This window comes from Streptococcus sp. 2020WUSS089, from assembly GCF_044427405.1.
GTDB lineage: Bacteria > Bacillota > Bacilli > Lactobacillales > Streptococcaceae > Streptococcus > Streptococcus hashimotonensis.
Map to the genome: position 1 here is coordinate 64,301 of NZ_JAOTGD010000001.1, position 13,802 is coordinate 78,102.

Consider the following 13,802-nt stretch of genomic DNA (forward strand, 5'->3'; position numbering starts at 1 on the left):
GACTATTTATTCCTTTTCTTCTTTAATTTCGGCAGCATCTACCAAGGCAAAGGTCATGATTTTCGCTTCATCATTCAAGCGCATCACTTTTACACCCATGGTTGAACGACCAGTTTGAGAGATATTGGCAACACTTGTACGAATAATAACGCCAGTATCGGTAATAACCATAATATCTTCATCACCAGATACCGTTGTCAAACCTGCCAGAGAACCATTCTTCTCAGCAACTTTAAGAGTCTTGATCCCCTTACCACCACGACCTTTGGTTGGATACTCACTAGCTGGTGTACGTTTACCAAAACCTTTTTCCGTCAATACGAGTACTTCTTGGTCATCAGAAATCATAGTAGCGCCAACTAACTGGTCTCCCTCGCGTAAATTGATACCACGAACACCTGTTGCTGTACGGCCCATATTACGAACATCTGTTTCAGTGAAACGTACAGAATAACCGAACTTAGTCCCCATAATAATGTCTGCTTGGCCATTTGTTAAGAAAACATTGATGAGTTCATCGTCTTCTTTCAAATTCAAAGCTTTCAGACCGCTCTGGCGAATATTGGCAAATTCTGACACACTAGTCCGTTTTACAACACCTTGGCAGGTTGCAAAGAAGAGATAGCTATCTGCCTCCTGGTCCTTAGTTACATTGATAATGGTTTGAATTGCCTCGTTTTCTTCCAATTTAAGCAAATTGACCACTGGAAGTCCCTTTGCAGTACGACCATATTCTGGGATTTCATAGCCTTTGAGACGGTAAACACGTCCCTTATTAGTGAAGAAGAGCAAGCGATCATGAGTGCTTGTAGAGACTAATTCTCGTACAAAATCATCATCCTTGACGCCAGTTCCTTGAACCCCACGTCCTCCACGTTTCTGAGCTTGAAACTCATCCTGTGCCAAACGCTTGATGTAGCCTTGGTTTGACAAGGTGATTAAAACATCAGTTTCTTCAATCAAGTCCTCATCTTCAAGGGAAAGAACTTCACCAACCATCAATTCTGTACGGCGTGGGTCAGCATATTTACGTTTTACTTCTTCTAATTCGTCTTTAATAATCTGAACAACACGCTCAGGCTTAGCTAGAATGTCAGCCAAATCCGCAATCAAGGCCACTAACTCATCATATTCTGATTGAATCTTGTCGCGTTCCAAACCTGTCAAACGACGAAGACGCATATCAAGAATGGCCTGACTCTGACGTTCAGAAAGGTCAAATTTCTCCATCAATTCAGCTTGAGCAATAGCATCAGTTTCTGAATTACGGATAATACGAATGACTTCATCAATATGGTCAAGAGCAATCAGCAAGCCTTCTAAGATATGAGCACGCGCCTCAGCCTTTTCTTTATCAAATCGTGTACGACGAGTGACTACTTCTTTTTGGTGTTCAATATAAGACTCTAGAATCTGACGTACAGAAAGGATTTTCGGTACACCATTTTGGATGGCCAACATGTTGAAACTAAAGTTGGTTTGAAGCTGTGTTTGCTTGAATAGGTTATTCAAAATAACGTTAGCAGAAGCATCACGACGAACTTCGATAACAAATCGTACACCCTCACGGTTGGATTCGTCTCGAACAGCAGTGATTCCTTCAATACGTTTTTCTTGGACTAATTTAACAATATGTTCTTGAACCTTGGACTTATTGACCATGTATGGAAACTCTGTAACAACAATGCGTTCACGACCATTTCCATATTCTTCAATTTCTGTGCGGGAACGAAGAACTATTGAACCTTTACCAGTTTCATAAGCACGGTGAATTCCAGATTTCCCCATAACCAAGGCACCTGTCGGAAAATCTGGTCCAGGCAAGACTTCCATAATCTCACGTGTTGTTACCTCGGGATTGTCCATAACCAGCTTAACTGCCTCGATAGTCTCACCCAAGTTGTGTGGAGGAATGTTGGTAGCCATACCAACGGCGATACCGGTCGTTCCGTTAACCAGAAGGTTAGGGAAACGAGCAGGTAAAACCTCTGGCTCACGTTCACTCGCGTCATAGTTATCCGCAAAATTTACCGTATTCTTGTTAATATCACGAAGCATTTCAAGCGCAATCTTGCTCATGCGTGCTTCTGTATAACGCTGAGCGGCTGCTCCGTCGCCATCCATGGAACCAAAGTTTCCGTGACCATCAACTAACATGTGACGGTAGCTCCACCATTGTGCCATACGAACCATTGCTTCGTAAATCGCAACATCTCCATGCGGGTGATATTTACCCATAACATCCCCTGTGATACGGGCTGATTTTTTATGTGGTTTATCCGGTGTAATTCCTAATTCATTCATCCCATACAAAATACGGCGATGAACCGGCTTCAGACCATCACGTACATCAGGCAGAGCACGTGAAACGATAACACTCATCGCATAGTCGATGAAGGATGATTTCATCTCATTGGTCAGATTAACCGTTACTAAATTTTTATCTTGCATTATATGCCTCTTTCAACAGTCATTGTGCTTCTATTATACCATATTGGCGAATAAATTTCTTTGTTGGAAACTAGCATGTAAACATTTTCAAAGGCGCTTTCACAAGTGACAAAAAGCTTAAAACATGCTAGAATGTATTATGGTCGGGATGAAGTCATCCCCAAATAAAACTAAGGAGATGTTTAGCAATGACTGCAACTAAACAACACAAAAAAGTAATCCTTGTCGGTGACGGTGCCGTAGGTTCTGCTTATGCTTATGCTCTTGTTAACCAAGGGATTGGTCAAGAATTGGGTATCATCGATATCAACAAAGACCGTACTCAAGGTGATGCAGAAGACTTGAGCCACGCATTGGCCTTCACATTCCCTAAAAAAATCTACTCTGCTGAGTATTCAGATGCTCATGACGCAGACTTGGTTGTATTGACAGCTGGTTTGCCACAAAAACCAGGTGAAACTCGCCTTGAATTGGTAGAGAAAAACCTTCGTATCAACCAACAAATCGTTACAGAAATCGTCAACTCTGGTTTCAACGGTATCTTCCTTGTTGCTGCTAACCCTGTTGACGTATTGACTTACTCAACTTGGAAATTCTCTGGTTTCCCTAAAGAGCGTGTTATCGGTTCTGGTACTTCTCTTGACTCAGCTCGTTTCCGTCAAGCATTGGCTGAGAAAATCGGTATCGACGCACGTTCAGTTCACGCTTACATCATGGGTGAGCACGGTGACTCAGAATTTGCAGTTTGGTCACATGCCAACGTTGCTGGTGTGAAATTGTACGACTGGTTGCAAGATAACCGCGATATTGATGAGCAAGGTCTTGTTGACTTGTTTGTATCTGTTCGTGATGCAGCCTACTCAATCATCAACAAAAAAGGCGCAACTTACTACGGTATCGGTGTTGCACTTGCACGTATCACTAAAGCAATCTTTGATGATGAAAATGCAGTACTTCCATTGTCAGTTTACCAAGCTGGCCAATACGAAGGTGTTGAAGATGTCTTCATCGGTCAACCTGCTATCATCGGTGCCCACGGTATCGTTCGTCCAGTCAATATCCCATTGAGCGAAGCTGAATTGCAAAAAATGCAAGCATCTGCTAAACAATTGAAAGACATCATCGATGATGCTTTCGCAAACCCAGAAATTGCAGCTGGTGTTAAAAACTAATTATATAAAATAGTAAAAAAGGTGAGCAATAGCTCGCCTTTTTTACCTTCTAATATCATAACGTAACATAGCAATTCCATCTGTGACAGTGGACTCTACCAAGAGCAATTTCTTTTCTTCCAAAAGTGAGGCGAAAAGTGGAATGCCGTCACCCAAAATAGTAGGAATAATCCCAATAATAAGGTGATCAATCACTCCCGCCTCTAAACAGTCCTGAACCAGACTTGCTCCACCAAACAACCAAATATCTCCACCTTCTCTAGAACGAAGTTTCATAATCTCCCCGATGATGTCCCTTACGAAACGCACATTACATAGTCCGTCTGCTCGGTACGACTCGCAACGATAAATTGCTTTTCCTGATATCCTTCAATCATTTCCAACGGACAATCTTCTAATGATTTTCTCCCCATCACAACTGTATCACAGTTGTTAAAGAATTTTTGATTATCAAACTGTAAGACCGTATCGTATTTATTGGTACCATGTCCTTCAATCCAATCGTAGCTTCCATCCTTACGTGCAATAAATCCATCTAAACTCATTGCAATATTTAACACCAATCGTCTCACAATTAACCTCATTTTATACCTTAGTGACAAACTATTATACCAGTCATTCTCCCTATTCTCAACCCAAAGTCCCTATAACTCCTCTTCCTTTGAATAGGACAATTATTCATTTCCTGTACAGCAAAGAACATGATAAAAAGGTCCACTGGACCTTATTCGCTTCCGTATTTTCAAGCTCATGATAAAAAGGTCCACTGGACCTTATTCGCTTCCGTATTTTCGAGCTCATGATAAAAAGGTCCACTGGACCTTTTTATTTAGATTTGATATAGTTGATACCGTCTGCTTTAGGAGCGACTGCTTTACCAAAGAAAGCAGACAGGGCAATAACAGTAATCAAATATGGTGCAATTTGAAGATAAACCGTTGGAATATCTTTCAATCCTGGTAATTGTCCACCCACTACTGCTAAACTTTGCGAAAGACCGAAGAATAGACTGGCAAGCATAGCGCCAATTGGATTCCACTTACCGAAAATTACAGCTGCTAGAGCGATGAAACCTGAACCTACGATTGTTGTTGCAGAGAAGTTGATATTCACTGATTGAGCACTTACAGCTCCACCAACACCACCAAGGAAACCAGCAATCAACACACCTGCATAACGCATAGCGTAGACATTGATTCCCAAAGTATCCGCTGCCTGCGGATGTTCACCTACTGAACGAAGGCGCAAACCGAACTTGGTTTTATAAAGGATGAACCAAGCAAGAAATGCTGTTGCAATAGCTACATAACCCATCAAGCTTGTATTTTTGAAGAAAATTTCACCAATGATTGGAATATCTGCCAAGATAGGGAATGAAAATTTACCAAATGATTCAGTAATACTATCAGTTTGCCCCTTATTATAGATAACCTTGACTAGGAAAACTCCCAATGCTGGAGCCAAAAGGTTCAACACCGTACCTGAGACAACGTGGTCTGCACGGAAATTAATCGTCGCCATCGCATGAATAGCGGCAAAGACAACACCAGCAAGACCTCCTACAATAACAGCTAATAATGGAGTAGCATTACCAAATGTCCCTGCAAATTCGATATTGAAAACAACACCAGCAAAGGCACCGATAACCATGATTCCTTCTAGACCAACGTTTACAATACCACCGCGTTCAGAGAAAACTCCTCCAAGACTGGTAAAGATTAAGGGTGCTGAATAAATCAACATTTGCGAAATGAGTAAGGCAAGAATTGAAACATTCATCTTATTTCGCTCCTTTCGCTTTATTTCTAGATTTTAATAATTGTTCAAAAATAAATTTCACACCGATAAAGAAAATGATTGATGCCGTAACAACGTTGATCAATTCAGGTGGAATCTGTGCACGTACCATACCTGGGGCACCGACAGAAAGAACACCGAATAGAAAGGCAGCCAATGGAATACCTAACGGTGAATTAGAAGCTAAAAGCGCTACTGACATACCATTAAAACCAATATCCAAGTTACCGCTTTGAATGTAAACGTTTTGGAAAGTACCCAAACCTTGGATAGCTCCCCCAAGACCCGCAAGAGCACCTGAAATAATCATAGATAAAATAATCGTACGCTTCGCAGACATACCCGCATAATCCGATGCTGTTGGGTTAAGCCCCACTGAGCGAATCTCAAAACCAAGAGTCGTTTTGGTCAATAGGAACCAAATCACAAAAACTGCAATAATGGCAAAGAAAATACCAATATTCATACGTGAGTTATCTGTCAATGCACGGAGCCACTCTGTTTGGTAAGAGGCATTTGCTGACACGTTAACTGTCGAGTCTGTATTCTTCATCAAACTATCTGCAAATACATCACGAATGATATAGTTACATGAATAGAGTAAGATGTAGTTCATCATAATCGTAACGATAACTTCACTTGTTCCCAAATAGGCACGTAGAATACCTGGAATAGCTCCAGCAATACCGCCTGCCAACATAGCAATCAAGACTGTTCCCAAAATCAAAACTGGACGTGGTAAGTCAGGATTTGCCAAGGCAAACCATCCAGCAAAAACCCAACCAACATAGGCCTGACCAGACAAACCAACGTTGAAGAAACCTGCACGACTAGCTACTGCGAAACCGAGAGCAGTGAAAACAAGTGGTGCCATTGCACGGAAAATTTCACCAATTGATTTGATATTACCAAAAGCTGAATAGAATAACTCTTCATAGCCCCAAATTGGATCGTAGCCAAAAACAAGCATGACAATCGCTCCAAGTAGGATACCACTGACCACAGCCATTAATGGAAGGGCCAAATTCTTATATTTATTAAGCATGTTCTTCTCCCTTCTCAATATGTCCACCTGCCATCAAGACACCTAACTCTTGTTTATTGGTCTTAGCTGGTTCAACAATACCATGGATGACACCATCATGGATAACAGCAATTCTATCTGATACATCCAAAATTTCATCCAATTCGAAGCTGACAACAAGAACAGCCTTACCCTTATCACGTTCTGCAATGAGACGCTTACGAATATACTCAATAGCACCAACGTCCAAACCACGTGTTGGTTGGCTAACAATGAAAAGGTCTGGGTTGCGATCGATTTCACGCGCGATGATAGCTTTTTGCTGGTTACCGCCTGAAAGAGCCTTGATTGGAACGAGTTCACTCGCCCCACGAACATCAAATTCTTCCATTAACGCGCGTGCTTTTTCATTAATGATATTATAGTTCAAGATACCATTTTTTGAAATCGGTTCTTTATAGTAAGTTTGAAGTGCAAAGTTCTCAGCAACAGTCATCGGAAGAACGAGTCCATCGCGATGACGATCTTCGGGAACGTGGCTCACTTGCATTTCTGTAATTTTACGTGGAGTTTTACCAACTACCTCCTCACCTTTGATAGTGATTGAGCCAGATTTTACCTTACGTAAACCAGTGATTGCCTGAATCAACTCACTTTGACCGTTTCCGTCGATACCGGCAATACCAACAACCTCACCTGCTCGAACATCAAGCGATAAGCCCTTAACTGCTGGGATACCACGGTTTTCATTGACCACCAAATCCTTAATGGACAAAATGACTTCTTTAGGACTCGCTTCAACTTTCTCTGTTTTAAAGGAAACGGAACGTCCAACCATCCACTCAGCCAAATCTTGGTTTGTTGCACCTTCAACGGCAACTGTTTCGATTGATTTACCTCGACGAATAACTGTTACACTATCGGCAACTGCACGAATTTCATCCAATTTGTGCGTAATCAAAATAATAGATTTACCTTCTTCAACCAAGGCTTTCATAATTTTCAAGAGCTCTGCAATTTCCGCAGGGGTCAATACAGCTGTCGGCTCATCAAAAATTAAAAGGTCTGCTCCACGGTAAAGTGTTTTAAGGATTTCTACACGTTGCTGTGCACCCACAGAAATATCTGCAACCTTTGCAGTTGGATCAACTTCAAGACCATACTTAGCAGAAAGTTCTTTAATTTCTGCGATAGCTTTTTTAAGGTCAATCACGCCACCTTTGGTGGTTTCAGAACCAAGAATGATGTTCTCAGCAACTGTGAAAGCATCAACCAACATAAAGTGTTGGTGCACCATACCAATACCCAATTGGGCTGCTTTGGATGGAGAGTCAATCTTCACGGATTGACCGTTGATAACAATTTCACCGCTTGTAGGTTCCAACAAGCCAGCAAGCATGTTCATCAGAGTAGATTTACCCGCACCATTCTCACCAAGAAGGGCATGGATTTCACCACGTCTGACATTCAAATTGATGTGGTCATTTGCTACAAATTCACCAAATATCTTAGTGATATTGCGCATTTCAATGACATAATCCTTAGTCATAATCTATTATCCTTTCTGACTATAGCCTTCTGAAAATTCTTCAGTACTACTTTAGTACCTTAAAATTCTTCATCAACTATACCATTTTTGTCAGTAAAACCTACCATAGCTGATAGGCTTTACTGAGAAAAATCTCAGCCCGAAAACGGCGACCCCGTCGGGTCGCCGAATCGGAATTGTCGAAAAGAAATTCATTAAGGTTTTTCAGGAACTTCTACTTTTCCATCCAAGATAGCTTGCTTAGCATCTGCAACTGCTTTAGAAGCATCTTCTGAAAGGTTAGTTTCTGCCAATTCAACACCTTTATCTTTCAATGAGAATTGAAGTACTTGACCACCAGGGAATTCACCTGCGACAGCTTTAGTTGCAATATCTTTAACTGAAGTACCAACTTGTTTCAATGTTGAAGCCAATACAAAGTTAGAAGACTTACCATCTTTAGAAGTGTATTCACCTTCTGCTGATTGGTCACGGTCAACACCGATTACCCAAACTTTATCTGCTTCATTACGAGTTTCATTTTCTGCTTTAGCAGCAGCAAATACACCGTTACCAGTACCACCAGAAGCGTGGAAGATAACATCTGCACCTGCAGCATATTGAGCAGCTGCAAGAGTTTGACCTTTAGCAGCATCACCAAATGAACCTGCATAGTCAACTGTAATCTTGATGTCTTTGTTTACAGACTTAGCGCCCGCAACGAAACCAGCTTCAAAGCGATCGATGATAACACCTTCCATACCACCGATGAAACCTACGTGGTTTGTTTTAGTTGACTTAGCTGCAGCAACACCAGCAAGATATGATGCTTCATGGTCTGCGAAACCTACGCTAACTACGTTGTCTTGATCTGGAACAACACTATCCACGATTACATAGTGTGTGTCAGGATTATTTGGTGCAACCTCAGCAATCGCACTCTCCAAGGCAAAACCAATACCGAACACAAGGTTGTAACCACCAGCAACAGCTGAATCAAGGTTTGTGATGTATTCTGATTCATTAGCTGATTGGAAGTAATCGTAGCCATTACCTTTAGAAAGACCAGCTGCATTACCCCATTCTTGAAGACCTTCCCATGCAGATTGGTTAAATGAACGGTCATCAACACCACCAATGTCAGTAACGATAGCAGCTTTCACAGATGTGTCCGCTGATGAAGATGCTTCTGAGCTACTGCTTTTTGAAGCACGGTTACCACATGCAGCCAAAGATACAGCCGCAACAGCTGCTAGACCAAGTCCAACAAGTTTCTTGTTCATTTCTGAACCCTCCTAAAAATCTTTTTGCAACTACATTGTTGCAGAGTAATATTGCTACAGTCAAATGACTGTCATACAGACTAGGTTAAGTCTGTAAAGGAATATGGAAGTAATTCCCCGACTGTCATCTCGACTGTCGATTTATCTTTAGCGACCAAGGTCACTTTTAAATCCTTATCAAAAAATTCTGCCATAACTTGGCGACAAGCTCCACAAGGAGATATTGGCTTTTCTGTTTCACCATAAATAATGATTTCAGAAAAATCTTTCACTCCTTCAGAAATGGCCTTGAAAATAGCTGTCCTTTCAGCGCAATTGGTCAAACCAAAGCTCGCATTTTCAATGTTTACACCCGTAAATATTTCCCCTGTCTTAGCTACAAGAACTGCACTAACTGGAAACTTTGAGTACGGTACGTATGCTTTTTGACTGTTTTTTACAGCTAATTCAATTAAATTAATAGTCTCCATCCGCCTGTGCTCCATTCATGATTGCCACGCCTGATGACGCACCAATACGAGACGCTCCTGCTTCGATAAAGGCAATAGCATCTTCATACGAACGTGCACCACCAGAAGCCTTCACTCCCATGTCAGGACCTACTGTTTTTCTCATCAAAGCAACATCCGCTACTGTAGCACCACCTGTAGAAAATCCTGTAGATGTTTTAACATAGTCCGCACCAGCTTCTTGAGATAATTGACAAGCCTTCACTTTCTCATCGTCAGTAAGGAGACATGCTTCGATGATAACTTTGACTAGTTTATCACCACTTGCTTCTACAACAGCTTTAATATCCTCCAAAACCAAATCGTAATTTCCAGTTTTCAGAGCACCGATATTGATAACCATGTCAATCTCATCTGCTCCATTTGAAATTGCATCTTTTGTTTCGAATGCTTTTACAGCAGGTGTGTTTGCTCCGAGAGGGAAACCAATAACCGTACAAACTTTTACATCACTATCTTTCAAGCTTTCAGCTGCTAAAGCGACCCAAGTTGGGTTAACACAGACACTTGCAAAATCGTATTCTTTTGCTTCTGCCAAAATCTTTTCAACCTGCTCTTGTGTTGTCTCAGGTTTCAAGATTGTATGGTCAATATATTTATTCAATTTCATGGTTTTCTCCGTACATTAAGAAATAATCTCTATGATTTCTTTCGTTTTTACACTTTCTTTATCTATTTTAACATTTTTTCGGAAATTTGTAAGCATGTTTTCCGAAATATTTTCATTGGCATAAATCGTTGCGATTTGTTCACCCTTAGAAACAGCTTCCCCTACTTTCTTATGGAAGACAATACCTGTTTCATAATCTAAATCGTCTGTCTTGACTGCGCGACCTGCACCAAGTTTCATTGCAAAGAGACCGAATTCCAACGCAGGAAGCCCCACAAGGTATCCATCCTCCTCCGCAAGAACTGGAACTTGCTGTGTAACCTGAACTGGACGATATAAATCTTCTAAGTCACCACCTTGGGCAAGGACCATCTCTTCAAATTTCTTCAAAGCTGCACCATTGTCAATATGTTGGCGTACTTCTTCAATGCTTTTCTCAACATTTGCAAGCTCCAACATAATTTGAGCTAGTTCACAGATAAATTCGGTAACATCTTCTCGACCTTTACCCTGTAAAATTTCAATAGCCTCTAAAATTTCCAAACGATTTCCAATCGAAGTGCCAACTGGTTGAGACATGTCAGTCAAAACTGCAACTGTCTTACGCCCAACCGCCTTCCCAAGATCCACCATGGTTTTAGCTAGAACCCGTGCTTCTTCAACGGTCTTCATGAAGGCGCCTTCTCCCACTGTTACATCTAGAAGAATCGCATCCGCACCTGCGGCAATTTTCTTAGACATTACCGAGCTGGCAATCAGTGGAATAATGTCAACGGTTGCTGTCACATCTCGAAGGGCATAGAGCAATTTATCAGCTTTGACAAGATTGTCTGACTGTCCAATAACTGCAACACCAGTATCTTGAACTTGCTTGATGAAATCTTCTTGACTAACTTCAATCTGGTATCCTTTGATTGACTCTAACTTATCCAAGGTTCCGCCAGTATGACCAAGTCCACGACCGCTCATCTTTGCAACTGGAATATCAAAACTTGCTACCAATGGCGCTAAGATGAGTGTGACCTTATCTCCGACACCACCTGTAGAATGCTTATCTACCTTGATGCCTGGAATTGCAGACAAATCAATCTGTTCACCCGTTGCAACCATGGACATTGTCAAATCAGAAATCTCACGTGTTGACATCCCTTTGAAATAAATCGCCATCGCCAAGGCTGACATTTGATAATCCGGTACTGTCCCGGCTACATATCCATCAATCAACCATTTGATTTCTTCAGACGATAGTTCTAAGCCATCACGCTTTTTTTGAATTAAATCAACTGCTCTCATTCTCTCACACTTTCAAGGATGTAGTAACCCTTGTCTTTCTTTATAATCTGGCAGTTGCCGAACACCTCTTCCATCTTAGCCTTGGCACTCGGTGCACCTTGTTTCTTTTGAATGACAATGGTCAAGGTTCCGTTTGCCTCTAAGCGTTGAAAGGCTCCAGCAATTACTTCATGTACAACCGATTTTCCGGCCCGAATAGGTGGATTTGAAACAATATGATTGAATGTTTCGTCCACGTTTTCGTAGATATTGGATTGATAAATTTTAGCGGTAACACCATTCCTCTCAGCATTTTTTGTAGCTAAATCCAAAGCTCTGCTATTAATATCAATCAGTGTTGTGTTGGTGCTGAACACCTTAGCAAGTGTCAAACCAATTGGGCCATAACCACAACCAACATCCAACACCGACGCCCCTTTTTCAAAATGAAGGGTTTTTAAAAGCACTTGACTACCATAATCAACCATCTTCTTGCTAAAAACACCTGCATCTGTCATGAAAGACATTGGGGTGTCTAGTAAGTTTACGTGGATTTCATGAATATCATGTGCTACTGTAGGATTTTTTTCGTAATACATATTGGACATGTACTTATTATAACATTTCCTAAAAACGTTTTCAAGAGTTTTTCTTACATGAAAAATATGATAAAATGAAATCGATATTGAAACGCTTACCTATAGGAAGAATTATGTATGAAAAATGAATTTTTAAATTTTGAACAAATTGACCGAGCCACTTGGCAACAACTACATCGTAAGACTACCATTCCACTTAGTCAAAGCGAACTAAATTCTATTAAAAGTTTTAACGACCGCATCCAATTACATGAGGTTTCTGACATCTATCTTCCTTTGGTTAATCTTATCCATATCTATCGGAAAGCACGCAAAGACCTAAATTTTACGAAGAGTTTATTTCTACAGAAAACTATCAAGCCTCAGCCATTTATCATTGGCGTTTCTGGAAGTGTTGCTGTCGGCAAATCAACAACTAGTAGATTGCTGCAAATTCTTATCGCTCGGACATTTAAACACGCCAAGGTTGAATTAGTGACAACGGATGGATTTCTCCATCCAAATGCGGTTTTAGAAGAACGGCAACTGTTAAATAAAAAGGGGTTTCCTGAGTCCTATGACATGGAGAAATTAATTGATTTCCTTGATAAGATAAAAAACGGCTACGACTGCCAAATTCCTGTCTATTCACATGAAATCTATGATATTGTCCCCAACAAAACTCAGGAGATTAAGTCTCCAGATTTCTTGATTGTTGAAGGAATCAATGTATTTCAAAATCCACAAAACCAGCGCCTCTATGTCAGTGACTATTTTGACCTGTCTATATACGTTGACGCTGATGTGGAACATATTGAAACCTGGTACTTGGAGCGATTCCAAAAATTATTGACATTGGCAAAAAATGACCCTAACAACTATTACCATCGTTTTACCCAGATGACGTACCCTGAGATTCTATCTATTGCCCAGAATACTTGGAAAAACATTAATCTAGCTAACTTAGAAAAATTCATTGAACCAACCAGAAACCGTGCTGATATTATTCTTCATAAGGCCGAAAACCATGAGATTGATAAAATTTATCTAAAAAAATAAATTTCACTTGTCAAAAATACTCTTTTCAGATATAATGGTATAGTTAGTACAAGAAAGGGTGGAGGTGAAACCATTGGCAAACATTAAGTCAGCTATCAAACGCGCTGAATTGAACGTTAAACAAAACGAGAAAAACTCAGCACAAAAATCAGCTATGCGTACTGCAATCAAAGCATTTGAAGCTAACCCATCTGAAGAGCTTTTCCGTGCTGCTAGTTCAGCAATCGATAAAGCAGAAACTAAAGGTTTGATTCACAAAAACAAAGCAAGCCGCGATAAAGCACGTCTTGCATCAAAACTTGCTTAATTAAAAAAGAAACCTTTGGGTTTCCTTTTTTTTATTTTTTCCACCATAAGGAGGCGAGACAAAGTGGATCAATTTTTCCCTCGATGAATAACATCATTAACTCGTCAACCACAAAGCCCTCACTAAGATTCTACACCTAGTGAGGGCTTTATGTTCGTTTTCATTATTCTGTGGGTGAGGCGGAGCCATCATGGATGTCTTTCCCACTCCCT

General features: G+C 40.7%; 14 protein-coding genes. 3 read left to right on the forward strand and 11 right to left on the reverse strand.

The features are described 5' to 3' along the window. Positions 1–6: 6 nt before the first annotated feature. Complete coding sequence (gene gyrA / locus ODU46_RS00295; protein WP_105143083.1) at positions 7–2,451, reverse strand: DNA gyrase subunit A; 2,445 nt, start codon at positions 2,449–2,451, stop codon at positions 7–9. A gap of 188 nt (positions 2,452–2,639) precedes the next feature. Between gyrA and ODU46_RS00300 the strand changes: the two genes are divergently transcribed. Continuing rightward, entirely contained in the window at positions 2,640–3,623 is a 984-nt protein-coding gene (locus ODU46_RS00300) for an L-lactate dehydrogenase (protein WP_002940816.1), read from the forward strand. Between the two features lie 42 nt (positions 3,624–3,665). Here the strand turns inward: ODU46_RS00300 and ODU46_RS00305 are convergent, their stop codons facing one another. The 10 genes from ODU46_RS00305 to ODU46_RS00350 form a co-directional block, all read right to left on the reverse strand. Beyond that, complete coding sequence (locus ODU46_RS00305) at positions 3,666–3,899, reverse strand: dihydrofolate reductase family protein (protein WP_024418114.1); 234 nt, start codon at positions 3,897–3,899, stop codon at positions 3,666–3,668. A gap of 20 nt (positions 3,900–3,919) precedes the next feature. Next, a complete protein-coding gene (locus tag ODU46_RS00310; protein ID WP_153309122.1) occupies positions 3,920–4,195 on the reverse strand; it encodes a dihydrofolate reductase family protein in 276 nt (91 codons plus the stop codon). A 253-nt stretch (positions 4,196–4,448) separates the two neighbouring features. After that, positions 4,449–5,402, reverse strand: a complete 954-nt coding sequence (locus tag ODU46_RS00315; RefSeq protein ID WP_012775589.1) for an ABC transporter permease — start codon at positions 5,400–5,402, stop codon at positions 4,449–4,451. Between the two features lies 1 nt (position 5,403). Then, the gene (locus tag ODU46_RS00320) at positions 5,404–6,465 is read right to left on the reverse strand and encodes an ABC transporter permease (RefSeq protein WP_002935270.1); all 1,062 of its coding nucleotides are present in this window, start codon (positions 6,463–6,465) and stop codon (positions 5,404–5,406) included. Beyond that, on the reverse strand, positions 6,458–7,993 hold the full coding sequence (locus ODU46_RS00325; RefSeq protein WP_002935272.1) for an ABC transporter ATP-binding protein: 1,536 nt from the start codon (positions 7,991–7,993) through the stop codon (positions 6,458–6,460). The genes ODU46_RS00320 and ODU46_RS00325 overlap by 8 nt, the downstream gene beginning before the upstream one ends. Before the next feature lie 194 nt (positions 7,994–8,187). Continuing rightward, positions 8,188–9,255 (reverse strand): BMP family protein, encoded by a 1,068-nt coding sequence (locus ODU46_RS00330; protein WP_002940836.1) that lies wholly within the window; start codon positions 9,253–9,255, stop codon positions 8,188–8,190. A gap of 80 nt (positions 9,256–9,335) precedes the next feature. After that, positions 9,336–9,725 carry a cytidine deaminase gene (locus ODU46_RS00335; protein ID WP_024418110.1) on the reverse strand — a complete coding sequence of 130 codons (390 nt, stop codon included), beginning with the start codon at positions 9,723–9,725 and terminating at the stop codon, positions 9,336–9,338. Beyond that, entirely contained in the window at positions 9,712–10,374 is a 663-nt protein-coding gene (deoC, locus tag ODU46_RS00340) for a deoxyribose-phosphate aldolase (protein WP_024418109.1), read from the reverse strand. The genes ODU46_RS00335 and deoC overlap by 14 nt, the downstream gene beginning before the upstream one ends. 15 nt (positions 10,375–10,389) lie before the next feature. After that, positions 10,390–11,667: a pyrimidine-nucleoside phosphorylase gene (locus ODU46_RS00345; protein ID WP_024418108.1), complete on the reverse strand. Its 1,278-nt coding sequence runs from the start codon at positions 11,665–11,667 to the stop codon at positions 10,390–10,392. Continuing rightward, positions 11,664–12,254, reverse strand: a complete 591-nt coding sequence (locus ODU46_RS00350) for a class I SAM-dependent methyltransferase (RefSeq protein WP_024418107.1) — start codon at positions 12,252–12,254, stop codon at positions 11,664–11,666. Before ODU46_RS00350 ends, ODU46_RS00345 begins: the two co-directional genes overlap by 4 nt. Before the next feature lie 108 nt (positions 12,255–12,362). On the opposite strand from ODU46_RS00350, the gene coaA reads away from it, so the two are divergent. Both coaA and rpsT read left to right on the forward strand, forming a co-directional pair. After that, a complete protein-coding gene (gene coaA / locus ODU46_RS00355) occupies positions 12,363–13,283 on the forward strand; it encodes a type I pantothenate kinase (protein ID WP_002935283.1) in 921 nt (306 codons plus the stop codon). A 58-nt stretch (positions 13,284–13,341) separates the two neighbouring features. Further along, positions 13,342–13,590 (forward strand): 30S ribosomal protein S20, encoded by a 249-nt coding sequence (gene rpsT, locus ODU46_RS00360; RefSeq protein WP_012027069.1) that lies wholly within the window; start codon positions 13,342–13,344, stop codon positions 13,588–13,590. Positions 13,591–13,802 lie beyond the last annotated feature (212 nt).

What these genes read in the sequence shown, in the direction of transcription:
- ODU46_RS00315 (WP_012775589.1), bottom strand. Translation starts at nt 5,402, where the DNA reads ATGAATGTTTCAATTCTTGCCTTACTCATTTCGCAAATGTTGATTTAT.
- ODU46_RS00335 (WP_024418110.1), bottom strand. Translation starts at nt 9,725, where the DNA reads ATGGAGACTATTAATTTAATTGAATTAGCTGTAAAAAACAGTCAAAAA.
- ODU46_RS00350 (WP_024418107.1), bottom strand. Translation starts at nt 12,254, where the DNA reads ATGTCCAATATGTATTACGAAAAAAATCCTACAGTAGCACATGATATT.
- ODU46_RS00330 (WP_002940836.1), bottom strand. Translation starts at nt 9,255, where the DNA reads ATGAACAAGAAACTTGTTGGACTTGGTCTAGCAGCTGTTGCGGCTGTA.
- ODU46_RS00305 (WP_024418114.1), bottom strand. Translation starts at nt 3,899, where the DNA reads ATGAAACTTCGTTCTAGAGAAGGTGGAGATATTTGGTTGTTTGGTGGA.
- ODU46_RS00320 (WP_002935270.1), bottom strand. Translation starts at nt 6,465, where the DNA reads ATGCTTAATAAATATAAGAATTTGGCCCTTCCATTAATGGCTGTGGTC.
- coaA (WP_002935283.1), top strand. Translation starts at nt 12,363, where the DNA reads ATGAAAAATGAATTTTTAAATTTTGAACAAATTGACCGAGCCACTTGG.
- ODU46_RS00325 (WP_002935272.1), bottom strand. Translation starts at nt 7,993, where the DNA reads ATGACTAAGGATTATGTCATTGAAATGCGCAATATCACTAAGATATTT.
- ODU46_RS00300 (WP_002940816.1), top strand. Translation starts at nt 2,640, where the DNA reads ATGACTGCAACTAAACAACACAAAAAAGTAATCCTTGTCGGTGACGGT.
- ODU46_RS00345 (WP_024418108.1), bottom strand. Translation starts at nt 11,667, where the DNA reads ATGAGAGCAGTTGATTTAATTCAAAAAAAGCGTGATGGCTTAGAACTA.
- gyrA (WP_105143083.1), bottom strand. Translation starts at nt 2,451, where the DNA reads ATGCAAGATAAAAATTTAGTAACGGTTAATCTGACCAATGAGATGAAA.
- deoC (WP_024418109.1), bottom strand. Translation starts at nt 10,374, where the DNA reads ATGAAATTGAATAAATATATTGACCATACAATCTTGAAACCTGAGACA.